Consider the following 26,826-nt stretch of genomic DNA (forward strand, 5'->3'; position numbering starts at 1 on the left):
TTTATATATTCTCTATTAACTATGATGAGGATGTGAATTCTAACCTTTGGTAGCAGTTAACTTATTGGATTATTCGGTAATTTATAAGCCACTAACATTTTGTTTTTAACTTATAAGCGATACCTACACCGGCCAGTAGAAGAGCCGCAATAAATAATGCCACGCCATTCCAACCATATGCCGACCAGAAAAAGCCACCCAATGTACCGGCAATACTGGAACCTGCATAATAGCTAAACAAATAGAGGGAAGATGCTTGTCCTCTTGCCCGTTTAGCGCGACGTCCCACCCAGCTACTTGCAACGGAATGCCCGGCAAAGAATCCGGTGGTCAATATTGTCATACCTAATAAAATGACCCAAATATTACTGTGATTACTGTGTAACGTCAAAATTACGCCGATTAACATCATCGCAATGGCAGCAATTAAAATTCGCCCAAAACCATGTTTCTGGGTCAAACTCCCCGTTTTAGTCGCACTGTAAGTTCCTGTTAAATAAATAACAGATAAGAATCCCACGACAGACTGACTAAAATTATAAGGCGATTCAAGTAAGCGGTATCCAATGTAGTTATACATGGTGACGAAGCCGCCCATCAAGATAAAGCCCTCAATAAATAACCAAGGTAATCCCGTATCGCGTAGATGTAAGTGTAAGTTAACCCAAAGGTTTCTAGGTTTCAGAGAACTCGCGCGAAAGTGTTGGGATGGTGGTAATAAGCGCCAGAATCCAATCGCGGCCAGCAACGCCAATGAGCCTAAAATAACCACAGCAACGCGCCATGAATAATAGTCGGCTATAACCCCAGTCATTAAACGCCCACTCATTCCCCCAATTGAGTTACCACTGATATATAAGCCCATCGACAGTGCAACATAGCTCGGGTGAATTTCTTCGCTCAAATAGGTCATGGCGACGGCGGCGACACCGCTAAGTGATAATCCCACTAATGCACGAGCGATCAAAATCCCTTGCCAACTTTCCATTATCGAGCTCATTAATGTAAAAAGTGCCGCACAAGTCAGGGAAATGACCATCACATTTTTACGACCAATTGCATCGGAAATAGGACCGGTGATCAGCAATCCCAATGCCATTAATCCGGTACTTAAAGAGAGTGATAAACTGGCCGTCGCTGGGGAAATATTAAAATCCGCTGACAACATTGGCAAAATAGGTTGTACAAAGTACAGCAACGCAAATGTTGCAAAACCTACAGTAAAAAATGACAGAGTGACACGCAGGTACAGAGCATCGTCCCGTTGAATATAATGTTTTTTCGGCTCTGTATTGGTCAAGGTTTTGGTTTGTTTTCCTTGGAGAGATTGGCTCGTTGAGAGGCTATTTGACTGCTGTTCCATGTAAATTCCTTGACGACTAAACGGACTTGATTTCGATCAAAGAATAGAAACTTTCTATTTTTTTGTCTAATATATTAATAATACATAATGATACATTTAAAATATCAATCAAATGAACATAGAATTACGCCACCTACGTTATTTTATTGCGGTTGCCGAAGAGCTACATTTTGGACGGGCAGCTGAACGCTTGCACATGTCTCAGCCACCACTAAGCCAACAAATACAGGCGCTTGAAGAAATGGTGAATGCCAAATTATTAGAGCGCAATAACCGCAATGTCGCCTTAACCCCAGCTGGCGCCATGTTTCTCAAAGAAGCCTACCAAATTTTAGGGCAGGTCGATGCCGCAGCGACCAAAGCGGCTCGGATGGAAAAAGGGGAACTGGGCGAACTGTCTATTGGTTTTACGTCAACAACGCCATTCATGCACAAAGTCACCATGAGCCTACGCCAATACCGAGAAGCATATCCTGATGTTTCTATTCATATGCATCAAATGAATACGAAGCAGCAAATCCCGCCTTTAGTGACCGGGCGCATAGACATAGGCATCATGCGAAATACAATATTGCCTGAACAATTGGACTATCAATTATTGTTTAGAGAGCCTTTCATGGTTGCGGTTTATGAAGGGCATCCTTTACTGGCTTTTGAAGAAAGTGGTGTCGACATTAAGCAACTAGCCGCTTATCCGTTAGTTTTCTTTGAGCGGGAAGTAGGGACGGCACTGTATGATGAGATTAACCAATTATTAGCTTCCGAAGGAGTGGTTCCTACAATTTCCCAAGAAGCAGGGGAAGCCATGACTATTCTAGGATTAGTTTCTGCGGGAATGGGAATTTCCATCATTACTGAATCCTTTACACGAATGAAGATTGACGGTGTGAGGTATCTAAAACTTGCGAATATTCAAGCTACTTCAGAAGTCTGGTTGGTCTACAATACTCGACGAACGCCACCTGCTGCGGCTAAAAAACTAACAGAGTTACTGCTGCACAATATTGTGGGTATATAAGTATTGTGAGCATATAAGGCGTAAGATTTGAAATGATTAACGAGATTTGCATCACGTTTTATATGTAAATGTAGCCGAGTTTTCATTTATATCAGGCATAATCAATCATAATTTATAACGATTTCTGAGTGTTAAGATGATAAACCAAACGGGGAATACCGACCAAATAAAGCAATTAAATACAGGGCTTGTGTACCGAATTATTGCACAGCATGGTCCTATTTCCCGTATTGCGTTATCAAAACAGTCTCAATTGGCTCCGGCGAGCATCACCAAAATTACCCGTGAATTGATGGATGCTCACTTGATACAAGAACGTGAATTTCCTGTATTAGGGTTAAGAGGGCGCCCAGCCGTTGGGTTAGTCATTGAAAGTGAAGGTTGGCAATTTTTAGCCATTCGAATTGAACAGCAACACGCCATTATTTCGTTAAAAGAAATTAATGCTAAAACCCTCACGGAGCAATGCTATCCTTTTGATGTAAAAGGTAATCAACAATTTAGTGATCGGTTATCGGAACTGATTAGTCTATTTTTCGAAGAAAACGCATCTCATTTAGAAAGAGTCACGGCGATCAGCATCTTATTAGATGGTCTCTTAGACTCTTATTCTGGAGTTATCTATGGGCTGCCTGACTACCATGTTCACCAACTGGCTATCGGCGAAATGCTGACCGAAAAAACAGGGCTGCCCGTCTATCTTCATCCGCCAGTTAATGCTCTGGCTATCGGTGACCACCTCAAGCATTCAGAATCTCGAGCACAAAAAAATATTATTTATCTACAAATTCAAGAAGTGGTTAATATCGCGGTACTGAACCACGGTTATTCGCTGGATTCAATAACACGTCAGCCTATATTATTTGCACATACTCCAACTGATTCAGAAAGACCACAATCTTGCTATTGTGGCGGAAAGGGCTGTTTAGAAACCCAAATATCCATTCCTGCCATTGTTCAGCAAGCAAGGGATTTACTTGCAGATTATCCTGCATCTATTTTGCATAAAGAGAGTATCGATATTAATGCAATTAATCGAGGTGCAATAGAAAATGATCCATTATGTATTTTATTACTCGATATAGTAGCCAAACAACTCGCTTATCCATTAGCAATGATGATTAATTTATTTGGAACCGAATTGATTTTAATTAATTCGCCTTTAACTGATGAGCAAAATTACTGGCTTACTCGCCTACAATATTTTATCTCATTATATGGGAATCCACTTTACAATAATAAATTAATGTTTGAGAAATCAACAATTTCAATTAAAGAAAGTGAAACGGCATTAATTCAAAATGCACTTTATGATGGCTCACTGTTGTTGCAATTACTGCAAGGCTAATACAATTTGATAAACTTCTCATTATCTTACACAAAATTGAGCTAACGCAAACTTATCATTTCCCCATTCCCATAAACTGAATTCATATCATTTTTATAGCATTTTGCTGACTTTAGTCTGTCACTTCAGGATAGAACAACCATGAACAATCTATTTATTACCGGGACAGATACAGATGTCGGGAAGACGGTATCGACACTAGCAATATTACAAGCACTTAATAATCAAGGTATTAAAGCAGTAGGGTACAAACCTATTGCAGATCAATGTATCGATACACCTGAAGGGAAGCGCAATAAGGATGCACTTCTTATTCATCGTGTTTCGCAAGATCTAGTCTCGTATGATGAAGTTAACCCTGTCAGACTTGGTGATAATTACAGCCATGAAAACAGTATTGATTTTAATAAAATCAATAAAGGGTTAGATCACCTTCACGAGCAAAGTGACATAGTGGTTATCGAAGGTAATGGTGGGTGGCGTTATCTTCTCGATGATAATACTTTTTATGCTGATTGGTTGAAAAAACAATCTGTTGGCGTGATCTTAGTCGTCGGCATTCAGCATGGGTGTGTCAATCATGCATTATTGACAGCTGAAGCTATTCGAGCGGATGGTTTACCGTTAGTCGGTTGGTTAGCCAATAGAATCAACCCAGGCTTGGCACATTACGCTCAAATTATCCAGCGTATGCAACAACATATTAATGCGCCATTATTGGGTGAAATTCCTTATTTATTGCGTCCTGAAGAAAAAGAGTTGGGACATTATTTAGATGGTGAAAAACTGCAAGAGTTTGTTTCGGTTCCTGCATTTTAATCTTTATAGAGATTTTAATTTATTATCTAAGCAAAAGGGCGCAAATAGCGCCCTTTGTTTTATCGATATTATCTATTTTCAACTATGGATTGATAATTGGACGACCTGAGTTAACATCAAGACAACGTTGAGTATTTGGCTCCCAATACGCATTAAGATTCAAACTTTTCTCACATTTATCTTTAGCATCAAATGCGGCGTCAATCTTATCAAACTCTTTTTCGGTGCGACGGTTAACTTTAGAACGCAGCATTTTAGTCTCATCCCACTGTTCTTTATCTTGTCGCGCCTGTTCCTTATTCAACGGGTCATTACTACCATTACCGACAGAAACACAAGTGCTACCCGCAGCGCATGATGTATTAGCTGCTTGCGCCGCATTAACCCACATCAAAGGGAGGCAGAAGCAGATTGCAGCCAGACCATTTTTGATAAATTTTTGTGACGTGCTCATGTAATTTCCTTTCGTTTCAATACTCGCTCTATAACCAGAGTATAGCTAATAAACAATAATGCCGTCTTTATAGAATAGTACGAAAATTTATTATTGTTTATGTACGGTTAAGCCAGCAAATGTTTGGCACACCGGCATTAATTCCAGTGTATTAACGTTCATATGAGCCGGAAGTGTTGCCACCCAGTAAACAGTTTCCGCAATATCTTCAGCGGTAAGGGCATCCGCGCCTTTATAGGTGTTCGTGACTTTTTCATCATCACCTTTAAAGCGGACATTTGAAAACTCAGTTCCACCGACTAACCCTGGTTCAATATCGGTCACACGGATTTTTTTGCCCACTAAATCTGCACGTAATCCTAAGGAAAATTGTTTTACAAATGCCTTGGTTGCACCGTAAACGTTGCCACCTTTATATGGCCAAGATGCCGCAGTAGAGCCAATATTAATAATATGCCCGTGATTTTTTTCCACCATACCTTGCAGCACTTCATAAGTCATATTGACTAAGCCTTTGGTATTTGTGTTGATCATGGTTTCCCAGTCATCCGGATTAGCATTAAATGCAGGCTCTAATCCTAATGCAAGTCCCGCATTATTCACTAAAAGGTCGATGTTTTTTAAGTGGGAGGGCAAATTGGCTACAGCGTGTTGAATAGCTTTTCGATCTTGTACATCCAGAGTTAATGGATAAAATTTGTCACCCAATTCTTGGTGTAATGCATTTAATCTTTCAGTTCTGCGTCCTGTCCCAATCACAGTAAAGTTATGCTGAATAAATTTGCGAGCAATAGCTTCACCAAATCCTGATGTTGCGCCGGTTACTAGAATAATCATTAGGTACCTCAGGTTGTTATCGTTGTTTGTTTTGAATCATTCTAACCTTATTATTAAGGGGCTTCCAAGCCTCTTATTTAGTTCTTTTACACCGGTAAAATAATTAACTTATTTAGTGAGTTATAATCCATTAATCTGCTTATTTTTAGGGTATTTCAGCGTATAACTTAGTGGTAACTCGACGGTTTCTTGAGGTTTAAGCGTTAAATCCCATTCAATTTTATTCTCTGTTTCATCCAATTTTCCGCCTTTATATTCAGGGTTGAGCACTTTAATATCAGTATCTCTACTCGTCGGAAGTTGGTCATAGACTGACAGCTTAATATCATTTTTCCGCGTATTACGTACTTTAATCAAGAAGCTTTCTTTTTGCTCAACCGAGGAGCCCATAAAGGTCGGTTTTTTACGCATACCTGCATTATTCACACGAGAAATTTGAATGTTATCATCCACCCCGAATGGAATATCGAGAGTCTCAGTTAATTGCCCTGAATTCACATAAAAATCACCCACATAGCTGTTCATAAAGTAAATATTTGCAGGACCATTCAGTAAGTTCAGTGTATCCCAGTCATCAATTTGTGCTTGCAAATAGACTTCTTCAGCCATTTTTGGCGTTGATGTATAACGATATTTAGCATCAACATCCGCTTGCTTAATGGTAATGGATTTTGCTTTAGGGGTAGAGGCTAAGCTAAAAGGCAAGTCGATGTTATAACTGAGATTCACGCCATTGGTGTTGGTCGACACATAGTTTGCCATTCCAGGGCTGCGTTTTTTTACTGCTGAGAGTTCCGCTACTGGCGCAGGTGCTGCTACCTCCATATCCATGGTTGCGGACATTTTTCCGCTCATATAGCCTTGATTATATTGGTCATAAACAGACAATAACCATGGCGTTAACAATGGCGGGGTGATATTGCGTGTTGGGTTGGCAGAGGAAAGGGTGAGTTTAATTTTGTCCCAGTCCATGCCGGTATTTTGAATAACATCAGCTTTGTAGGTAATACTGACTGGTTTATCTATATCTTTAGCGCGAATATCATAACTTGGAGACCAACCGGCATCGGGAGTGACATACGAGATTTGCATATTAGTACTCAAATTTTTGGGAGCATCAACCGTCAACACAATTTGCGTCTGTTCACCAATATTATCGGGAAGAATGCCTTCAAATTTTGCCTGCAATAATGTTTGTTTCTCTGTCAATTCATCAATCTGCTGCTGATACGCTAAGTTTTCACTCAATATCGCAGACATTTGCTTGCGAATAAATTCCAATTTGGATGCGGACTGCTCAAGGGATAATGTCGTCGTTTCACCAAAAAAGCTCTGGTCTTTCAGTAAAGCAAGTTGGTCATCACCCACTTTTACTTTGATATTAAGTTCTGAAATTTGCTTAGTTATCGCGTCTATTTGCGTTTTTAAATTTGCCACTTCCCCCGTGTAAACCGGCTCTACAGCCACGGTTTGCACGTCAATTGAACGAATCAAAACATCTTCATTATCTAAGCTAATAGAAAGGCTTTTTTGATCAAGATGGTCAGCAACGTTGGTAAAAACCAGTTTACTTTCGCCTTGCGGTAAATTAACAGTGGCGCTATTTGTTAACTCGGCACCACGTAAAAAAATCGTGGCTTGATTGAGCTTAAGAGGGTGCAAAAGCGGCGCTGATTCAGCAAATGCTTGCCATGACGCTAACGCCGATACAAATAAAATTCCTTTGGTGAATTTGCGAGTGACAAACATATTGATACTCCATTAGCTGGATAAATTAGTTTTGTTGGTAGTTTTTAATCATATTGGAATTTAATCCGTTGAGATAACAGAATAAGCTTAAATTAGGGTGACTCCGTAGGCCGCACTCTCATTTATTTTTGGGGATTATGGTCACTATGATTGTTGCAACCATGTGAATATTTCAGTAGTCTTAGCTCTTTCGGAGATAGCACATGTCCGTTACAGATTCTCTACTTGCTTACACTCTCGCAGCAACACTTCTCACCTTAACGCCAGGTCTTGATACCGCACTCATTCTCCGTACTGCGGCCGTTGAAGGTGGGCGAAAAGCCTTTCATGCAGCATTGGGCATTGATATTGGCTGTTTTATTTGGGGCGCGTTAGTGGCCTTTGGTTTAGGGGCTTTATTAGCGGTTTCTGAATTTGCTTATACAATGCTGAAATGGTGCGGGGCTGCCTATCTTTTCTGGTTAGGCATTCAATTGTTACTACGACCACGACAACAATTTAGCTTAAGTAAGGAAGAAGGGAGTCCTTCAAGCAATTGGTTCCTAAGAGGAATGTTGGGTAATGTGCTTAACCCCAAAATGGGCATCTTCTATGTTTCATTTTTACCGCAATTTATCCCAACCGGGCATTCACCCATAGGCTGGACATTTCTTCTGGTTACGATCCACGTAGTGATTGGCACGCTGTGGTCATTAACACTCATTGCTGCTACTCGATATGCTTCTGGAATTTTGAAAAAGCCAATCGTGGTTAAATGGATGGATCGCATGACCGGATTGTTATTCTTATTGTTTGCAGCAAAATTAGCGATAAGTCGAAGATAGTTTGAGGCGTAAGGAGAATGTTGAGATAAAACACCCATCACCAGGTGTTTTATCTTATTAGGCTAAAGTAACTTACTCTTCGAAATACCAATATCCCTGATTGATAAATTCGGTCAACTCAGCGACAAAAATTGGGTTCTCCAATGCTTCACCAAGTTCATTTATTCCGATTTCCGTAAGCTGGCATAATGTATCGGCACCCTTTATTTCTGTGGTATTCCAACCATCTGAATTAACAAAGAAATGATCGCCGATGCGCATAACACGCAGTCCGCTCAGTCGTATCAATTTTTCACCGGCATTCAAGGCACTCAGTACTTCTTCCGGCTGATATGGCGGTTCCGCAGGAGCAATATCCAGCTCATGGCGAGGGGTGGTTGCAAAACGACCTAACCACTGCTCAAAATCACCGGGCTTGTTGACCATTTCAATCATCATAGCGCGTAAGCGTTCCACCTCATGAGGTTCCATGGTTCCCGCATTTTTACTGACTTTCAGGTCAGGATCTCCATAATTTATTCCGCCCAAATCCTGTTCCAGTGCATAGTCAGCAAAACTGCTCAGCAGGTCGCGTCCGGTCGGACCACGGAAGCCGACAGAATAGTTCATGGTATCTTCGAAGGTGAAACCATCGTGAGGGAATCCCGGCGGAATATACAGAATATCGCCCGGCGCCATTTCTACATCAATAATCGGTTCAAATGGATCAACATGTAATAATGCCGGATGTGCGCAAAACTGACGCATGGGAAGGGCGTCACCGACTCGCCAGCGGCGGCGTCCCATTCCTTGGATGATAAAAACATCATAGTTATCAATATGTGGCCCAACACCACCACCAGGCACCGAATAGGAGATCATCAAGTCATCAAGACGCCATTCGGGTAGCACGCGGAACGGTTTCACCAATTCAGCGGCAGGCATATGCCAATGGTTGACGGCTTGTACTAGCAGTGACCATCCTTTTTCGCCTAATTCGCTGTAGTCTTCAAACGGACCGTGGCTCGCTTCCCATTTGTTATCAATGAAGCTGACTAGACGACTGTCAACTTCCGGTTCCATCGCCAAGCCAGCCAGTTCATCTGGAGTGATAGGGTCTACAAAATCAGGAAAGGCATTTTTCAATACAACGGGTTTTTTCTGCCAGTATTTTTCTAAAAATTCAGGCCAGTTAAGATTCAGTTTGTTAGCCATGTGACCACATTTATATGAGTAAATAAGCCAGTCATTATAGAAGTAATATGCCGTTATATTTTTGTTTGGCGTCAAGTGCAGGTCGATAATTTTTTTGGGGTTCTAACAACACTGAAAAGCTTAATTGGTCATAGAAAAGGTAGTTTCAGCGATAAACAAACCGACACGATTAACCAGCCAGAATGCTGGATTTCTTTATTTCATACTTAAGTTCGCATAATGCATATTATGTTAAATAGGATATGTGGACAGATAATAGCCTTATACCTATCTCTCTACTGCTTACTACTACTTATCGGGGTTCTTCCATTGAACCCCAACCTACAACAAGTAATTCCAATATTCTAGTGACTAAGGTATTCGTCAAATATATGTGAACCTAAAATACGAATCACTTCTGAGCGTTCATCCAAAGAAGTATCCGCTTTTCTTACATAGATGCTGATGAAAACAGGATCATGATTATTTGACCAGACCATCGATGTTATCCCTCTGACACCATAGTCACTTGCACCTGATCTATCAGCGATTTTCCATCCTTTAGGAAGCGAAGCTCTAAGCATATTATCAGCGACTTTATTATTGACCATCCATTCTTTCAATTGTTCTTTTGATGAATTACTGAGAACTTCGCCAGTCAAAATTTTCTTGATACTCTTGCTCATTGCATCAGGAGTTGTTGTGTCTCGCAAATCACCCTCAGGATTGACTGTCAATTCTGGCTCATATCTGTCAGAACGAGTAACCGTATCTCCGATAGCCCGCATAAATGCCGTCAGAGCTTCTGGTCCCCCACCCGAAAAAATAGCAAAATTAGCGGCAGTATTATCACTGTATTCATTGGCCGCTTTGCAAGCTTGTTCAAGCGTAAATGGCTTATTCATATAATCTTTAGCAACGGGTGAATATGTCACAATATTTTTTTCAGTCACTATCATCGAATGATTTAATGAAAGTTTCTTTGCATCAACCTTTGCCAGAACATTGGCGCAAGCAATTGATTTAATTGTACTATCTAAAGGAAAACGTTGATTTCCATTTATAGAAATCGTTTTATCATCTGAAAATATAATTGACAAACCAACCTTCCAACCCTCTTTTTCGTATTGCTTAACTTGATCCTGTAAAGTCAAAGCAAATGCAGAGGATACAAGAGGCATGCTTAAAATTAATGCGGCAAATGTTTTAAATCGTAAAGTCATAGTAAACCTTTGATGGCCAATATTTATATAATGAGTTTATTTCAGCATAAGTTGAAATTTAATTTATGTAGGGTCTTATTTTTACTCATGATTATATTTTCTTTTGTATTGTTCACAAATGATGATAATTTTTAGTAGCCTATAGAAAAACTTATGGCTTGATTCCATAATAGTTGTAACTTGCTGAAAACCCCTACTCTGTATTTTCCGAAGCCCCCTTAAAAATAATCCATATAGGCTGTTTTTATTTAATTGATTACCCTTTAAGCAATACTTATCAATTCAAAGGTAAATCCAATATGGCGTTAATTTTATTGATCTTCTTTTTAGCTGGATTTGTTAAAGGAGTCATTGGGCTAGGCTTGCCAACATTATCTATGGGTTTGTTAACAACGGTCATGGAGCCTGCTGTTGCAGCAAGCATTCTAATTATTCCATCTTTCGTCACCAATATATGGCAACTTATGATCGGTGGTAAGTTTTTAAACTTAATTCGACGATTTTACTTATTTATTATCGCTATTTTTATTGGCACTGTTTATAGCCCATTACCAAAATTGAGCTCAGCAGCAGAATGGGTATTTCCTGCATTAGGTCTGATATTAATCATCTATGGATTAGTGGCCATGTTCCTCCCGAAATCGTCAACATCGGGTAAAAATGAGCAGTGGTTATCCCCACTAATTGGTTATATCACTGGTATTATTACCGCAGCCACGGGGGTTTTTGTGATCCCTGCTGTTCCTTATTTACAATCGCTAAATCTTAATAAAAATGAATTAATACAAACATTAGGACTCGCGTTTACCGCGTCAACAATTGCGTTGGCCATATTATTAATCAGGGAGAATAATAGTGAGATTATAGATTATTACACATCGTCAATTGCACTTATTCCGGCGATTATTGGCATGTATGTGGGGCAATATTGTAGAAATTTGATCAGTGAAAAAATATTCAGGCGTTGTTTCTTCTTAGGTTTGATCGCTTTAGGTGTGTACATGTTATTCAAATAAAAACTTAACAAACTCATCCATATAACTTGGTAACTCATCAAATCTTCGAGCGCAAATGTACAATTTGCGCTTTGCCCATTCATCAGATAAAGGGATGATATTTCCTGGATATATTCCGATAAACCGTGATATGACTTGTCTCGGTAAAATGGCATAGCCAAGCCCTTCACTCACCAATTGCATCACCGCGTCCATCGTTGCTAAACGCATTCGGTAATTAAGTGAGATTCCTCCGCTCAGTGCATGATGATCAATATAATCTTGCAATGCATTACCTTGAGAAAGTCCAATAAAATCATGGTTTCCAATTTGATTTAATGAAGAGATGCTGTGATCATTCAAATCATTGGATGGTGGTGCGAAAATAACTAAATGGTCATCACATAAAAATTTAAATTCTAAGTCATATAATGACGATGGATTTGCAACAATGCCTAAGTTTGCCATTTGATTATTAAGGCTATTGATGATTTTCTCACTCGGCATTTCACGGATCCCAACGCTAATGTTAGGATATTTCTGTAGATAGTCCGCTAATTTTTGGGGAAGAAAACCAGCTTGTGCCGAAGAGTTGCATAACAGGTCAATATACCCCCGTAAACCTTGGCTGTATTGACACAATTCACTACGCATATGGTCGATTTGCAAGAGCACTTGATTCGCGTGATTCAATAATGCCAATCCTGCATTTGTCAGCTTTATTCCCGACGAAGAGCGCGTCAATAATAAAACACCAAGTTCACTTTCCATGCCCCGAATACGTTCACTGGCTGATTGCAAACTTAAATTAGATAAATTGGCCCCTGCTGTAATACTCCCGGCCTTGTGGGTATTTACAAATAAACGTAAATCAACCATATCAAAACGCATAATCGCTCCGAAAATGTTTATGCCCCATGCTTAGACTACGTTTTAGCATCAAAACTCATCAGCAAGGCGCGATATCCGGGAACTGGCCTCATCGATGTGACCGCGTAACGTTTTTAAACATAAAGCAAAGTTTTCAGAAAAACATTGGCAATCATTGGCTAAAGTAAAAAACGTCTCAGCTAATTCCAACGCTTCCCGCCAAGTTTCTCCACGGATCCCTTCAAGTAATGTAACTGGCCTAAGAGTATTAACGATTTCACCACCCGACTTAGGCGCAAACCCCATCGGTAAGATATCGTAAGCTGGTGCAAGATGGTATGGGCGGCCATGACTACTAATAAACGATAAATTACCATGATGCATATCTGTATTGCCGATGAGCATACCAAATGCCCAAAGCCGTGCTGTACTGGTAATAGCATCGGGATGTACATGTTTTTGCTTCACTAATTCATTGACCAATACAGGCCAAGGCTCCCTTGCCCGCCCTACAAATTCTGCATCCAGAGCTTGTAAAGAAAAAAGCCCTCGACGACCGAGTAAACCAACACGATCGAATCGAGGTATTTCAAGGAAACGTTGTCCTTCAAAATCAAATACCTCTGTTTCTACTCCAAGTACCTTTAAAGCAAGGTGCTCCGCTTGTAACAAATCACGCCAACGTTCACTGATTGGGTTATCATCTTGCGCCGTAAATTTTACGATGACATGACCCCGTTCAGTGTAGGTACAAAACTTAGGTTGCTCACCGCCTGCGGATGATCCCGGAACCTCTCCTGAGCTAACCGCTCGCGCTAATGTTGGATACACAGTAGCTCGATCAACGGGAGTTGGTGCCTGCATTTCCAGAAATTGGTTTCTTGCCTGCTCTCCAATTAATAAGTTTCCTACTGCATCGTGCCCGTGAGCGAGCAAGGCTCTTATAATATCGGAGTCTGACCAGCGATCTGGATTTGGTGATATTCCAAGTTGCGTTGAATAGGCGGATGCATAAGCTCGACCAAGGTATCCTTGTGGGCGCATATCAAATAGCCACCATGGTAAACCATCACTATGAAGGCATACTCCGTCAACTTGCTCCATAACGAATCCATCTGGATAAACCGGAATTAACTGACCTAGAGATCGTAATGTACCCTCTTCTGTGATGCGATAAATAGGAGCAGAATTAAACCCTCGAAACGTATCACGCAATGCATATTGAATAGAGGATGCAGCGCCAATCCGGATAATATCGTCACCTAAAGCTTTTAGCGCTCGAGACAAAGTTGGCTGGCTAACATTAATAATATCAGCTAGTTGCCTTGCTGTTTTTGGCCCATTACGGAGCAATTGATGTATCATCTCAGATCGATTAGTCATGGTATTAACCACTTAATGAATAGATAAATGAATAGATGCATGAATAGATAATTTAGCAGCTATTTCTAGTATTGTCATCTTTCAGAGCTATCTAACCACTGCACTAACTCATCGATCTCGGAGTGAGAAAATACAGAGACCCCTGATTGAGATAATAACGTAGTTGCAACCCCCATTCCTTGAATGGTTTTTCCACTAAATGTACCTTTTCTGTTCCATTGTAACGAACGTTATGTCCCATTAAACAAGCGCTAACAAGAATTTTTTATTCATCTCATTGATTCACATAAGAAAGAATAAAATTAACTCGGTCCTTAACGGGTAAACAAGGGATCTCGATTAATTCATAGTTATATTTTTTATATGTCGTCACCATCGCATGGTAGGTCATCACTGCTTCATCAAATGTTTGTTTTCTTTCCGTATCTTGCACATATATTTCTTGCCATGGCGGTGTGATAAATACGTTTTTATTATACTGAAACGTATTTATTGCTCGTTCTATATGCTTGGGAATTGGAATTGAACATAAATTCAAATAGCCCTCAATATCAGGCAGCCCCCGGTCAAAAAAACAGATTTCATTATGATGATCAGCCAAATGCCATGATCGCAATTCCCAGCAAAGCATCATTTCAGCAAATGCTTGTCTATCAAGCCATGGCAATGCGTTACCACCAATACAGACTTGATCTTGAATAATGGCTCTACCCGATTCCGGTAAACAAGAGTATTTTTTTGCTATTAAATTTTCAATAATTGCACTTTTACCTGCACCGGGGCCACCAGTAATAATAATCTTTAGTCCAGCATTAATCATATATTTCCTTCATCTTTACTATTTCCTATGACTAAAAAACACCATTTTTCTTCAAATGAACTGAGTTAACCATTCTTGATGTAAATAAGTCATCAACCATAATTCAATTCAGAATAGTTAGGTGATAAGTTAGCGGATAAACGTTATTTATATAGAGCGCAAAATTATTATGAAAACACTCTCTATCAGCCAAGTATCCGAACTTACGGGTCTTACCTCTGCAACTATTCGTTTCTATGAAATCAAAGGGTTGATTCAACCTATTGGCAGAAAAGGTTTAACTCGGTTATATGCCACTGAAGTTCTCACTCATCTTTCACTCATTATTCTTGCTAAACAAGCTCAGTTTTCACTGGATGAAATAGCAAACATACTAAATCGTATGCCAGAAAAAGGAATTGAACGCCCTATTTTGCGGGAAAAAATAGATGAGATTGACCAAAAAATCCAAGAGTTGCAGAAACTTAAGCAAGGGTTACAACATATTGAACAATGTCCGTCGGAAAATCACTTGCAATGCCCTAAATTTCAGAAAATTTTATCTGTAAGCTTAAAACAAAATATCGCAAAACTGACCAAAAACATCGCTTGACTTAAAGTCAACTTGAAGTTTTATCATCCGGCATATTCGTTTTCTCCCTCTACTATTGTTGATTTTTATGAGCAATAAGGAATGATTATGCCTCGTTCAGTTTTTTGGCTCGCCGCCGCACTCGCATTATTTACAACTGGTAATGCCCTCGTTCTTTCTGTTGCAGTGCTGATTGGTTCGCAATTAGCGGATGACCCAGCCTATGCCACCATACCCCTGTTATCACAATATATTGGCTTGATTGTAGCCTCCATTCCCATGGCGCATTTTATGATGAAATTTGGTCGTCGAGCTGGTTTTCTGTTGGGAAATATTGGCGGAGTAATGGGCGCAATTTTCGCTATTTCAGGCATTTACACTCAAAGTTTTTGGCTATTTTCTCTGGGAACTTTTTTTACGGGTATTGCGATTGGTACGGCTCAACAATATCGCTTCGCCGCGTTAGAAGAAGCGCCAATTGCCCTGCGTGCAAAAGCCATCGGATTAGTCATGAGTGGTGGTATTGTCGCTGTATTAGTAGGACCTACATTAGCGATGTCAACTCGCACACTTATTGCCCAATATCCATTTATGGGCACCTTCGCAGCACTGACGATCATTTATATTTTGGCATTCATACTTTTATTAATGATCCCGTTAACCACGCAGCATAAAACGGTATTTTCTGCTGATACTCCGAAGACTCGCCCATATTCAAAACTCTACTCTCAGCCATTACTTATTTTAATCGCTTTCGTTAGCGCAATAAGTTATGCCTTGGTCGTTTATATGGTTGGCGCATTTCCATTGGCAATGAAAGCACATGAATTTACATTCACCTCCATTGCCTTTGTTTTCCAATGCCATATTTTAGGTATGTTTGCCCCTTCCTTTTTTACAGGACATTTGATCAGTCGCTTTGGCGTAAAACCTTTTTTATGGCTAGGGATAGTCTGCCTGATGGTCGCCAATTTATTAAATTTAACGGGTGCCAGTTATACACACTTTTTAATATCAATGACGCTAGTCGGCCTTGCCTGGAATTGTATTTTAATTGGTACCACGCACTTATTGCCACGCACATACCGCGATCATGAACGAGGTAAAATACAGGGAATGACCGATTTTCTTATCTTTGGTTTTGGTGCTATTGGCAGCTTATTAGCGGGATTCGCCTTTTATTTTGTCGGCTGGCAAGTGACCAATATGATTGGATTTATTGTTGGCGTGGCTATTTTTTCCGTGATGCTATTGCTTCGTCGTAGCATGAGTGAAACACCCGAATTGGCTAAATCTTAGTATGAAAATAACCGCCTCGAACCTTAATTCATCGAGGCGGCTAACCTTCACTATTTCATTTTTGGTAGGAAGCTTATATCCATATAATATTTATTGGCATTATTCTTATCGAGATAAATCGTGACGGTTTCTCTATCAATATATGGCGATGGGTCAAAATAAATATTTTCACTCTTATAACGTTTAATCGTATTCGTGCTTTTATCATGCACATCCGCCAAAATTTGGTATGGCGACTGCTTGTTTATCTGAATCATCGTATTTTCTTCAACCCCTGTAATTTTGACTTGGATTGGCGTACCTTCACGTAATAACCGCGTATTTTTCTTTTTACCTACCATGCCAAAAGCAAACGGAACACCGCCAATTAATGTAAATACAACGCCGAAAATACCACAAAATATACTTAGCCCATAAATACCAAAGAACGAATTAATCACCGCATCATGGGGGTTATTAGGGTCATATAACACATCAATAGACTGCCCTATACTGCCACGATAGCTACTGCTGCCCATCGAAGATCGAAATTCAATTTTTTGATTATCTTGCGTCGTAAATTCAATAATCGGAAAATAGCTTTTTGATTTATCATCTGAAACACTGACATCTAGATCAGTCACAATCCCTGTTGTTTCCACTCCATTTTTTGTCATATCCATGCTGGAATAGAGCGAGAATGCAGTACCAATCAGAAATAGGATCCCAATCACTAAAAAAACCGTAAATATAATATTTTTAATCTTCACCCTTGTATTCCTTTAGTTGAGCTTTCATTCGCCTCTATTATGGTACAAATCGACAGTAAATTTCAGATAAGTATAAGCTAAAGAGAATATTTAAGACTGTTTACCGGTTCAAAATGCCCTTTGGTGGCAAGCAAATATTGATTACAGTGAATAAGCTTTGTTATAGCAACCTTAAGAGAATCTTATTTAAGTCCAGATAAACCTATTTGGTGAATAAAAAAGATTGCCTCAGCGCTGAAAGCTTGAATATATAGGCTCTCTAGCAGCAATATATAACATCAACAAAGGGGCCACTATGTTCCATGGATTATCTGCATTTCCACTGACACCACTGCGCAATAACCAAGTCGATCAACACGCATTTTCAGTTTTAATCGCGCGATTGGTTCAGGCAAAGGTTGATTCCATTGGTGTGCTCGGTTCTACGGGCTGTTACCCTTACCTATCAGAAAAACAGCGCCAGCAAGTGACTCAATTGGCTGTTGATATGGCTGGTGATATTCCCGTCATGGCCGGAATAGGCACAACGAACCTATACGATGTTCTCACTCATTGCGAACGAGCTCAACACGCTGGTGCCACCGCGCTAATGCTGGCTCCCGTGTCCTACCATGTTTTGAATGACGATGAAGTTTATGCGTTATTTGAGGCAGTATCCCGACAGGTTTCAATACCTATTTGTGTATATAACAATACAGGGACAACCCATTTTTCTTTCAGTGATGAGCTCTACATAAAGATTGCACAACTTCCGAATATTGGTGCAATAAAAATGCCCGCTATCTCGAAAGACATTCCGCAAGCTAAGCAACGGCTCGCTTCATTACGTCAGCAATTACCAAAACATATCAAATTAGGGGCAAGTACAGACAGCCTCGCAGCTTACAGCATAGCCAGCGGTATGGATGTTTGGTTTTCTGCAACTGCGGGCTTGTTACCGGAAAAAATGCAAGAAATTGCCATTGCAGCGCAAGCTGGCAATTTAGATATCGCCATTACACTGTCTGAACAATATTCCCCACTTTGGGAATGTGTCGCACAAAATAAAGGCAGCGTGCGTTGTGTGGCAGCCATTGCTGAAATATTGAAACTGGTTGACTCACCTTGCTTACCTCCCCCATTAAATAGTGTGCAAGGCGCAGATAGAGAAAAATTAGTCTCACTCATTAATGAGTTAAAACTGAGTTAAAAACCATTTTATTAATAAGGTGCTCACCACCTTATTAATATTGAATAGATTAAGATAGGAATCTAGAGGTAATCGCCCCTCCTTCACTATACGATTATCCTGAAACCCCCGCCTTCCATTCGCACTTCCCAAATAGCGATTTTACGAAATAATTTGCGAGTAATTATATTTAGTTCAGTGCAATCCACTCATTGAATGATTCTCATTTAATTATATATTGCCTGAATTGATACCTTACGTTGATAATATACGCGGTTTATTTCCCATCCATGCACAAAATCAACTGTTTTATACGTGATTTAAAGGATTTTTATATGAAATACAATAAATTAGCAATACTTATCACAACTCTGGCATTCGCAGGCGCAGCTAACGCGGCAGAAGTTTATAACAAAGATGGCAACAAATTTGATGTCTATGGACAAATTGATGTTCGCCACTATATTGCCGATTCAAAAAGTGGTGAAGATGGTGATGATTCACGCGTTCGTTTAGGATTCCGTGGTGATACGCAAATCAACGATCAACTCACAGGTTATGGTCGTTTTGAATGGGAAACTCCAACCAATAAATCTGAAAGTGATCATGAAAACCAAAACCGTTTAGCTTATGCCGGTTTAAAATTCGCTGATTTTGGTTCTTTGGATTACGGTCGTAATTATGGTGTGAACTACGATATCAATGCATGGACTGATGTTCTCCCACTTTGGGGCGCGGACACCATGGATCAAGAAGATAATTTCATGATGGGACGTAACCGTAACTTATTAACTTATCGCAATAATAATATGTTCGGTTATGTTGATGGCTTAAGCTTCGCCCTGCAATACCAAGGCAAGAATGGCGATCAAAATAAATCCTCTGGTGAAGATGCACTAAAAAATAACGGTGATGGTTATGGTTTATCCACCGCTTATGAATTAGGTTACGGCGTCACCTTAGGGGGCAGCTATGCAAACTCAAGTCGTACACCAAGCCAGCGTGACGGCGCTATTGGAGCAAAAGGTGAACGCGCGCAAGTGTGGAACGTCGGGGGTAAATTTGAGTGGGAAGACCTTTACATCGCAGCGATGTATGGCCAAGCACTGAATGCAACTCGCTATGGCGAAGATGATGCTGAAGCTGTTGCCAATAAAACAGAAAACTTAGAAGTTGTTGCGACTTATACCTTAGATTTCGGCTTAACCCCTTCAATTGGCTACAACCAATCTAAAGGGAAAGATCTCGGCGAATATGGCAGCAAAGATTTAGTTAAATATGTAGCTGTTGGCGCAGCTTATGAGTTCAACAACAACATGTCCGCTGTTGTTGATTACAAAATTAACTTATTGAATAAAAATGAGTTTACTCGTGATCACAACATCAATACGGATAATGTCTTAGGTCTGGGCTTAGTGTACCAGTTCTAATCTAGATCTCAAAAGTGGCGCTATCTTCAGTATTAAAGATAGCGCCATTTCTTTGATTTCACTCTTATTTTTACTGATTTCTCTTCAGATAGTCATCGTCGTCAAGCACCCAAAGCGGTTCTATATCGCTATCCTTCTTAATGACTAAAGAAGGGTCAGAACGTAAACATGCACCACCATAATGCCCACCTACCGTAAATGTACAGACCTGAATATAACGTTCTGCCACTTTCGGTAAACACCATAATTGCTGATAAACATTCTCTTGATGGGCAAATTGCCCACAAGTTTCATCCAGAATATCGTCTTGATGATCAACTAGCCCAATATTATTACCACAACGCCCTGCGATAGGCTTCACGGCATACCCCGTTTGGCGTAGCTCATCGTTAATCTCAAAATCTGTATCCAATAAATATGGATGATGCGGGAACAGTGACCATAGAATCGGCAGGATTGATTTATTGCCTGGGATCACCGTCCATAATGGTTCAAAAACACGAATTTCTGGACGCAACAGCACATCAATCAACCGGACATCATTATGATGTGGATGACCGGTTCGGATAGGTAAACCAGAAAGGTCACTTTCACTCTCTTGGCGTAACTGCTCCAAAGCGGTTTCCCATGCCCATGTTTTCCATACACATTGAAGCACCCGCCCTTCACCATCCACCACTTGACCCGTTTCATTCCAGACTAACTCATCCAAACCATGGATAATTTTACACTCAAATCCCGCTGCTTTAATGGATTGAGCCATAAACAGAGCGTGATAATCCTCTTCACTATCCTTATCTTGCATGATGTGAATAAACGGTTTTGCAGTGGTGTGTTTCCATGTATCCGTAAGTAACTCTTGCAGTCGTTCACCAGGATTCCAGCCCGCGTTGATACCGCCTACTTTTGACCATTTATCAATAATTAACCCTGTTTCAGTATGACAAGAAGCTGAATCCGCATTGTATTCATAAACTTTCAATCCTCGATGATCCATACAGAAATCAAGGCGACCCGTCACCATATCATGACGGCGGTTTTGCCATGATAAACGCAAACGCGGCCAGAGAATTTCGGGAATATTGAAAAGTTTCAGTAAGTTGTCATCTTTGAGGACTTTTTCAGTCGCATGCAAATACATCAAATGAACTTCATTTGTTGCCTGCATGAGTTGATTTTCGGCAGTACTGGAAATCGTGAAATATTCGTGAGGGTTGGCATTCAGTTTATGCCCATGGTTAGCCTTAACATAGGCTAATTCAATCGGGTTAGATTCATCTAACCAGCGTTGATTGAAGTTAACTTGGCTATCTAACTGAGCCGCGAGCAGTTCCATCAATTGCGGATTAATTTCAGGTTCTTTATAGGCATACTGGTTATTATCCGTTTGTATCATCCAACCGAGGATCGTGGTATCGGTGAATGTATCAGACAACGTATAACTTCCATTATCAGTGTTTAACGGTAGCTCTCGAGTCCACTGCTGACCCGCTGGGAGTTTATGGTGTAGAACATTTTGCTCAACAACTCGAACTTTGTTATCAAAAACTTGGGTAATAATCGCAACATGCCCAGTATGCTCAAATTCCCCCCCCTCCGCCCAAATCAGTAAGCTTCCTGCGGTGGGTTTCATTTGGCTGCCATTTTGATACGCGCGCAATGGCAAAATGCCGTCATCCACTACATGGCGCAAAAAACGTAATGCGAAAATTTCATACGCCATGCTGACATCGGTAAACACCACTCCATAATTGAGATAAAGAAAGCGGCGAGCAAATTCAACGCATTGCCATTTATATCCCATGTATTCATTATTGATATAACTGCGAAAAGAGATATCATCCCGTTCACCTAAATCGGGAATGGAACTGTAATTGGAAGAGTAAATTGCAACACCACCGGGGGCGTAGCCAAGTAAAGTGCCAAACGGTTCATGTTCTTCTGTCATGATCAGACTCCTATTACAGCTCACTGATATTATTTAAATTGCAATTATATGAATGCTAATAATCAGTATACGCTTGTAATAGTCAAAACACTGCGTTTTTTCATGGCATAAAAAAAGCACCTATTAATAGGTGCTTTTTGGTGTTGATCTTGAATTTAATGAGAAAATTTTGTTAGCGATAACCGCGAGTATGGTTGTTAGATGACCAGTTGTAGGTCGCATTGCTTCCTGTTACGCGCTCTTTTTTCTTTTGGGTTCTTAAGGCTTTGGCTTCTTTTTCAACTTCAGCCGAGATTTCGGTAATGATCAATTTTTTGACTTTGCTTTCTTCTGAATTGGTCAACTCGCGCCCTAAACTTTTACGTTCTTGAGCCAGCCGTTGCCTCACCCGCATTCTTTGCGTTTCAGTCATCTCTTGCAGTGTTAGGGTTTTCATGTCATTACTCCTTCGAAAGTTGAAAGACGACTTCCAATATAGCACTCCGTTCTCTTTTCGTCCCAGATAAGGTGCCATCATCCCTATTTAGGAGTATAGTAGCCCTTATCGAAATCCGAATTGATATGAATCATTTTATTTATTATGGAATTAGCGCTCTCCACACCTGAAATTCGCCAGATCCTCGCTTCTGACACCCCAATCATTGATGTTCGTGCCCCCGTTGAATTTCAACAAGGCGCTATGCCATCGGCACTCAATTTACCCTTAATGAATGACGATGAACGTACCACCGTCGGGATCTGTTATAAACAAAAAGGCTCCGACAAAGCGGTCGAGTTAGGGCATCAATTAGTCTCGGGTGAATTACGTGAAAATCGAATTAATGCGTGGAAAACTGCGTGTCAACAAAACCCAGAAGGCTATCTTTGCTGCGCTCGCGGCGGAATGCGCTCCCATATTGCTCAACAATGGTTAAAAGAAGCGGGCATTGAATATCCGCTTATTAATGGGGGTTATAAAAATTTACGCCAAACTGCCATCGATGCAATTAACGAACTCGCTCAACGCCCAGTAATATTGATTGGCGGTTGCACTGGAAATGGCAAAACACTATTAGTTCAAAGCCTTGAAGATAGTATTGATCTAGAAGGTATTGCCCATCATCGAGGCTCTTCCTTTGGGCGTACTTTAGAAGCCCAATTTTCACAGGCGACGTTTGAAAACCATTTAGCGGTTTCTATGTTAAAAAAAGCTCCTAATCACAACCGGTGGGTGCTTGAAGATGAAGGTCGAGCCATTGGCGTGAACAGCCTTCCCGATTCACTACGCCAAGCAATGGAAACAGCAACAATTGCGGTGGTTGAAGACACCATTGAGCGCCGAATGGAAAGGTTAAAAGAGGAATATTTTGACCGAATGACCCACGATTTTCTTGCCGCATTTGGTGAAGAACAAGGTTGGAATGCCTACAGCGAATACCTACATCATGGTCTACATGCTATTCGTAAACGTTTAGGTTCCCAGCGAGCGATTGAACTAACTAAACTCCTTGATGATGCGCTGATTACTCAACGTAAAACGGAAAAAACAGACGTTCATTTCTCATGGCTTACACCACTTCTTCATGAATATTATGATCCGATGTACCGCTATCAGTTAAGCAAGAAACAGGATCGAATTGTTTTCAAAGGAACATTTGAGGAAGTCACTGAGTGGGTAAAATCCACCGCTCAATAATGTTACACGTATCCTTCAATATTAAAATAAGGTGACGCTGTCACCTTATTGACCATTTCCAAGCCTGTTTAACGTACTTCCTGTTTAGCGTAACAGTGCACCCACTAAAAATAGTGCCCCCAATATCAAGCTGCACCCGGAACTGACATACCAAAATAGGTCGCTATTGCCTTTAAAGCGGCTTTTGATCAGTGGAAATATCGCCGCTCTAATTAAAAATACAGCAGCAATGGCAATTAGAATGGATTGAGTAAAGGGTAAAGAAAAAGAACCTTGAGCTGCACTGAATGCGTACAATCCCCAAATGGTTAATACCGTGCCGACAAAAATCGCCGTAAATGGTGGATACCAATGCCCTTCTTGAGCCTGTTTAACGATCCGTTCCCCTGCTCCGAGCCACTTAAATCCAGCTGCACCCCAAACCAGACACGCAAAATGCAATAGTGCAACAATCCATGTCAGCACAGCCGCCAAATACAATGCAGTTATTCCCATTTATGGTCCTTTCAGTGAGGTTTATTTTTTAAAGGCAATCTCAGTAATACCTTGGTAAATTAATTTAGAAGCTAACCCGCCTAAAATCAATCCGACCACTTTGCCTATCACTTTATGGATACGGGAATATGTTCGTCTTACAGAAGATAATGAAAATGTCTGGCATAATATAATACGCCAAATTAGAGAAGCTACCACAATTCCTAGCCAAATCACAAGTTTAGTCCACAATGGTGTCGAAGGTGAAATCGTAGTAGAGAAAATACTCATGAAAAATAGAACGGTTTGAGGATTAGATAAGTCAGCAATTAACCCTCGACGAAAATAAACGCCTGTTGGGAAATTTTCTGTATTTTTTTCGGTGGCAAGAGACAGTTGCGTTTTATTTCGAAAGACACTGATCGCGTAATATAATAAATATAATCCACCCAGAATCTTAATCAGGGAAAATAGCGACTCAAACTGTGTCATTAATGCCACCAGCCCAAATAACCCTAACCCTGAATAAATCGCATCCCCCAGAACAACTCCATAACCACAAGTTAATCCGGCTTTTTTACCTGAACTTAACGTTGTTTGAACTACCGTAAATAAGTTTGCTCCGGGGTTAAAAAAGGTCAAAACAAACAAAAACAAGGTAATCAGAATGCTGTGTAGTGGATCCATCATGGTGTCTCACATTAGCGGAAGATTTTTTTATTATAGACAGGGATAACCCATCGAGGTGCAACCTACGTCAGGTTATTGAAAATCCACCGTATGCGAATGAACTAAAAACACTATCCCAACGATTTTCGACGTTGCAGCAGCCACTTATCTAACTCATTTGCAAATTGTTGGCGATCACGTTGGTTTAAGCTAGCAGGCCCCCCAGTTTGCACGCCGCTAGCTCGCATCGTGTCCATAAAGTCTCTAATTGTCAGTCTTTCACGAATGGTGGCTTCACTGTAACGTTCACCTCGAGGGTTCAACGCCACCGCGCCCTTTTCCATGACTTCCGCTGCCAACGGAATATCAGCAGTAATCACTAAATCGCCGGCTTGTGCGCGTAAAACAATCTCATTATCTGCAACATCAAACCCAGCGGGAACTTGCAGAGTTTTTAAAAACATCGAAGGCGGAACCGATAAACGCTGGTTCGCCACAAATGTAATTTGCACTTTTTCTCTATCAGCCGCGCGATATAACACTTCTTTAATCACTTTAGGGCATGCATCCGCATCCACCCAAATCACCATCATTGACATATAACCTATCTATTTCATCTTTAAAAAATTAATGGTGAGCATAATAGCATGACGCGGTCTTTTAAGAGGAACAAACTGCCGTTTCTTGTCGCATCAATAGCCCGTAACTCATGAGTGAGCACACCACCACCAAAATACCGCCAGCAATAGCAACCCAATATCCTGCATAAATTCCAAGCTCATCCACCATTTTACCTGAGAGCATCGCCCCAAATGCCACGCCAATATTGAGTCCCGCAAGTAGCCATGTCATCCCTTCCGTTAAACGGTGATCGGGAACAATATTCTCCACCAGCGACATACCGATAATCATCGTTGGTGCAAAAAATAGCCCAGATATAAACATCACCATCGACAGTGACCAAATTCCCCCAACCCACAGCAACGGAATAATCGACAGCAATGTCAGAACCCCGCTGATTAGCAACATACGCGGCAAAGGCATTGATAAACGCATCCCTCCAAATACCACCCCCATCACACAAGAACCAATGGCATACAGCGATAACACTAAACTCGCCATCGCCGGCTGCCCTTGTATCTGTGCCAGCGTCACACTCAAAATATCGACCGTCCCCACAATCACGCCCAGCGAAATCATGAGAATAATCAACAGTTGTAAACTTGGCAGGCGCAAAATAGACGCCTTCGTGCTCATTATCTGGTGCTTATCGACTAAGGCAGGTTCTGTTTTACGTTGAGAAACTAAGAGCAAGACTCCCACCAGCAATAAAATACCCGCAATCATAATTCCCGCTTGTGGGAACAAAACCACTGTCAGCCCGACGGATAAGGGAGGTCCCGCAATAAATGTCAAATCATCGAATACAGTTTCCAACGAGTACGCCGTTTGCAACAGTGGATCCCCTTTGTAGATCTGCGACCATCTCGCGCGGATCATCGCCGACATACTCGGCATAAAGCCCGACAGAAATGCTCCTAAAAATAACCAAATATAAGAGAGCCCTAACCACGTAGACGCCACGATTAGCCCCATGCCCAGAACACTAATAAAAGTCACTAACGGCAATACGCGAAACTGACCAAGGCTATCCACTTGGCGAGAAATCTGCGGCGATAATAAGGCATAAGTCAGCACAAAAGTGGCTGAAACGCCACCTGCCAGTGCATAACTTCCTTGCAACATTGACAGCATGGTAATAATCCCAATCCCCATCATGGGTAACGCTAAGCGAGCCAAAAGCCCTGCTAAGGCGAATTGGATGCTTCCTGAAGCGTGAAAAAGTTGTTGGTATCGACTCAGCATGCAGTATCTCCATGATTAATAGGCATCGCATTAGGTGGCGATGACTATGTCCGCAATTTGCGCACCGAGCGGTCTCCAGACGGCATTGAACTCCTCTATGC

General features: G+C 40.9%; 26 protein-coding genes and 1 pseudogene. 11 read left to right on the forward strand and 16 right to left on the reverse strand.

Annotated elements, in window-relative coordinates; translation table 11 throughout:
- Positions 1 to 91: 91 nt before the first annotated feature.
- A complete protein-coding gene (locus tag JK188_RS07015) occupies positions 92 to 1,363 on the reverse strand; it encodes an MFS transporter (protein WP_211885645.1) in 1,272 nt (423 codons plus the stop codon).
- Between the two features lie 112 nt (positions 1,364 to 1,475).
- Here JK188_RS07015 and JK188_RS07020 point away from each other — a divergent pair, with 112 nt between their 5' ends.
- The 3 genes from JK188_RS07020 to bioD all read left to right on the forward strand — a co-directional run bounded on the left by JK188_RS07020 (position 1,476) and on the right by bioD (position 4,548).
- Positions 1,476 to 2,381 (forward strand): LysR family transcriptional regulator, encoded by a 906-nt coding sequence (locus JK188_RS07020; RefSeq protein WP_036947913.1) that lies wholly within the window; start codon positions 1,476 to 1,478, stop codon positions 2,379 to 2,381.
- 136 nt (positions 2,382 to 2,517) lie between these two features.
- Positions 2,518 to 3,729: an ROK family protein gene (locus JK188_RS07025; protein ID WP_211885644.1), complete on the forward strand. Its 1,212-nt coding sequence runs from the start codon at positions 2,518 to 2,520 to the stop codon at positions 3,727 to 3,729.
- Between the two features lie 141 nt (positions 3,730 to 3,870).
- Positions 3,871 to 4,548 (forward strand): dethiobiotin synthase, encoded by a 678-nt coding sequence (gene bioD / locus JK188_RS07030; protein ID WP_036947919.1) that lies wholly within the window; start codon positions 3,871 to 3,873, stop codon positions 4,546 to 4,548.
- Between the two features lie 82 nt (positions 4,549 to 4,630).
- Here the strand turns inward: bioD and JK188_RS07035 are convergent, their stop codons facing one another.
- From JK188_RS07035 to JK188_RS07045, 3 genes are all read right to left on the reverse strand, one after another.
- Positions 4,631 to 5,002, reverse strand: coding sequence for a DUF1283 family protein (locus tag JK188_RS07035; RefSeq protein ID WP_006659792.1), 372 nt, complete (start codon positions 5,000 to 5,002; stop codon positions 4,631 to 4,633).
- A 90-nt stretch (positions 5,003 to 5,092) separates the two neighbouring features.
- Complete coding sequence (gene ydfG / locus JK188_RS07040; RefSeq protein WP_108478107.1) at positions 5,093 to 5,839, reverse strand: bifunctional NADP-dependent 3-hydroxy acid dehydrogenase/3-hydroxypropionate dehydrogenase YdfG; 747 nt, start codon at positions 5,837 to 5,839, stop codon at positions 5,093 to 5,095.
- A 120-nt stretch (positions 5,840 to 5,959) separates the two neighbouring features.
- Complete coding sequence (locus JK188_RS07045; RefSeq protein WP_211885643.1) at positions 5,960 to 7,588, reverse strand: DUF4139 domain-containing protein; 1,629 nt, start codon at positions 7,586 to 7,588, stop codon at positions 5,960 to 5,962.
- A 203-nt stretch (positions 7,589 to 7,791) separates the two neighbouring features.
- Between JK188_RS07045 and JK188_RS07050 the strand changes: the two genes are divergently transcribed.
- Positions 7,792 to 8,412, forward strand: a complete 621-nt coding sequence (locus tag JK188_RS07050; RefSeq protein ID WP_211885642.1) for a LysE family translocator — start codon at positions 7,792 to 7,794, stop codon at positions 8,410 to 8,412.
- A gap of 72 nt (positions 8,413 to 8,484) precedes the next feature.
- Here JK188_RS07050 and JK188_RS07055 read toward each other — a convergent pair whose 3' ends face one another.
- Together JK188_RS07055 and bla are read right to left on the reverse strand one after the other, a co-directional pair.
- On the reverse strand, positions 8,485 to 9,606 hold the full coding sequence (locus JK188_RS07055) for a ribosomal protein uL16 3-hydroxylase (RefSeq protein ID WP_211885641.1): 1,122 nt from the start codon (positions 9,604 to 9,606) through the stop codon (positions 8,485 to 8,487).
- A 344-nt stretch (positions 9,607 to 9,950) separates the two neighbouring features.
- Entirely contained in the window at positions 9,951 to 10,808 is an 858-nt protein-coding gene (gene bla, locus JK188_RS07060) for a class A beta-lactamase (RefSeq protein WP_211885640.1), read from the reverse strand.
- Positions 10,809 to 11,107: 299 nt separating this feature from the next.
- Between bla and JK188_RS07065 the strand changes: the two genes are divergently transcribed.
- Positions 11,108 to 11,824, forward strand: coding sequence for a sulfite exporter TauE/SafE family protein (locus tag JK188_RS07065; protein ID WP_211885639.1), 717 nt, complete (start codon positions 11,108 to 11,110; stop codon positions 11,822 to 11,824).
- On the opposite strand, the gene JK188_RS07070 is transcribed toward JK188_RS07065, so the two are convergent.
- From JK188_RS07070 to JK188_RS07080, 3 genes are all read right to left on the reverse strand, one after another.
- Positions 11,813 to 12,682, reverse strand: coding sequence for a LysR family transcriptional regulator (locus JK188_RS07070; protein WP_249216023.1), 870 nt, complete (start codon positions 12,680 to 12,682; stop codon positions 11,813 to 11,815). The two genes, JK188_RS07065 and JK188_RS07070, sit on opposite strands and share 12 nt — an antisense overlap.
- Positions 12,683 to 12,742: 60 nt before the next feature.
- Positions 12,743 to 14,056, reverse strand: coding sequence for a type II toxin-antitoxin system HipA family toxin YjjJ (gene yjjJ, locus JK188_RS07075; protein WP_211885637.1), 1,314 nt, complete (start codon positions 14,054 to 14,056; stop codon positions 12,743 to 12,745).
- Positions 14,057 to 14,330: 274 nt separating this feature from the next.
- Complete coding sequence (locus JK188_RS07080) at positions 14,331 to 14,876, reverse strand: AAA family ATPase (protein ID WP_211885636.1); 546 nt, start codon at positions 14,874 to 14,876, stop codon at positions 14,331 to 14,333.
- Between the two features lie 169 nt (positions 14,877 to 15,045).
- Here JK188_RS07080 and JK188_RS07085 point away from each other — a divergent pair, with 169 nt between their 5' ends.
- Positions 15,046 to 15,468 carry a MerR family transcriptional regulator gene (locus JK188_RS07085; protein WP_211885635.1) on the forward strand — a complete coding sequence of 141 codons (423 nt, stop codon included), beginning with the start codon at positions 15,046 to 15,048 and terminating at the stop codon, positions 15,466 to 15,468.
- An 87-nt stretch (positions 15,469 to 15,555) separates the two neighbouring features.
- Positions 15,556 to 16,746, forward strand: a complete 1,191-nt coding sequence (locus JK188_RS07090) for an MFS transporter (RefSeq protein WP_211885634.1) — start codon at positions 15,556 to 15,558, stop codon at positions 16,744 to 16,746.
- A 50-nt stretch (positions 16,747 to 16,796) separates the two neighbouring features.
- Here the strand turns inward: JK188_RS07090 and JK188_RS07095 are convergent, their stop codons facing one another.
- Complete coding sequence (locus JK188_RS07095) at positions 16,797 to 17,495, reverse strand: DUF3592 domain-containing protein (RefSeq protein WP_211885633.1); 699 nt, start codon at positions 17,493 to 17,495, stop codon at positions 16,797 to 16,799.
- Between the two features lie 295 nt (positions 17,496 to 17,790).
- Between JK188_RS07095 and JK188_RS07100 the strand changes: the two genes are divergently transcribed.
- Together JK188_RS07100 and JK188_RS07105 are read left to right on the forward strand one after the other, a co-directional pair.
- Positions 17,791 to 18,684 (forward strand): dihydrodipicolinate synthase family protein, encoded by an 894-nt coding sequence (locus JK188_RS07100; protein WP_211885629.1) that lies wholly within the window; start codon positions 17,791 to 17,793, stop codon positions 18,682 to 18,684.
- Positions 18,685 to 18,998: 314 nt separating this feature from the next.
- The gene (locus tag JK188_RS07105) at positions 18,999 to 20,093 is read left to right on the forward strand and encodes a porin (RefSeq protein ID WP_036947969.1); all 1,095 of its coding nucleotides are present in this window, start codon (positions 18,999 to 19,001) and stop codon (positions 20,091 to 20,093) included.
- A gap of 70 nt (positions 20,094 to 20,163) precedes the next feature.
- Here JK188_RS07105 and gss read toward each other — a convergent pair whose 3' ends face one another.
- The gene (gene gss / locus JK188_RS07110; RefSeq protein ID WP_211885621.1) at positions 20,164 to 22,041 is read right to left on the reverse strand and encodes a bifunctional glutathionylspermidine amidase/synthase; all 1,878 of its coding nucleotides are present in this window, start codon (positions 22,039 to 22,041) and stop codon (positions 20,164 to 20,166) included.
- 172 nt (positions 22,042 to 22,213) lie between these two features.
- Complete coding sequence (locus JK188_RS07115; protein ID WP_132495964.1) at positions 22,214 to 22,477, reverse strand: DUF3811 domain-containing protein; 264 nt, start codon at positions 22,475 to 22,477, stop codon at positions 22,214 to 22,216.
- A 144-nt stretch (positions 22,478 to 22,621) separates the two neighbouring features.
- Between JK188_RS07115 and mnmH the strand changes: the two genes are divergently transcribed.
- Positions 22,622 to 23,716 carry a tRNA 2-selenouridine(34) synthase MnmH gene (gene mnmH / locus JK188_RS07120; RefSeq protein WP_211885619.1) on the forward strand — a complete coding sequence of 365 codons (1,095 nt, stop codon included), beginning with the start codon at positions 22,622 to 22,624 and terminating at the stop codon, positions 23,714 to 23,716.
- A gap of 84 nt (positions 23,717 to 23,800) precedes the next feature.
- Here the strand turns inward: mnmH and JK188_RS07125 are convergent, their stop codons facing one another.
- The 4 genes from JK188_RS07125 to JK188_RS07140 all read right to left on the reverse strand — a co-directional run bounded on the left by JK188_RS07125 (position 23,801) and on the right by JK188_RS07140 (position 26,725).
- A complete protein-coding gene (locus JK188_RS07125) occupies positions 23,801 to 24,211 on the reverse strand; it encodes a hypothetical protein (protein ID WP_036947981.1) in 411 nt (136 codons plus the stop codon).
- Between the two features lie 21 nt (positions 24,212 to 24,232).
- Positions 24,233 to 24,880, reverse strand: coding sequence for a homoserine/threonine efflux transporter (locus JK188_RS07130; protein ID WP_132495961.1), 648 nt, complete (start codon positions 24,878 to 24,880; stop codon positions 24,233 to 24,235).
- Positions 24,881 to 24,990: 110 nt separating this feature from the next.
- On the reverse strand, positions 24,991 to 25,449 hold the full coding sequence (locus tag JK188_RS07135; RefSeq protein WP_036948314.1) for a YaiI/YqxD family protein: 459 nt from the start codon (positions 25,447 to 25,449) through the stop codon (positions 24,991 to 24,993).
- A gap of 70 nt (positions 25,450 to 25,519) precedes the next feature.
- Entirely contained in the window at positions 25,520 to 26,725 is a 1,206-nt protein-coding gene (locus JK188_RS07140) for an MFS transporter (RefSeq protein WP_211885617.1), read from the reverse strand.
- 15 nt (positions 26,726 to 26,740) lie between these two features.
- On the opposite strand from JK188_RS07140, the pseudogene JK188_RS07145 reads away from it, so the two are divergent.
- Positions 26,741 to 26,826 (forward strand): annotated as a pseudogene (locus JK188_RS07145) (hypothetical protein); the annotation flags it as partial.

The sequence above is a fragment of the Providencia sp. JGM181 genome (assembly GCF_018257375.1).
GTDB classification, from domain to species: Bacteria; Pseudomonadota; Gammaproteobacteria; order Enterobacterales; family Enterobacteriaceae; genus Providencia; species Providencia lanzhouensis.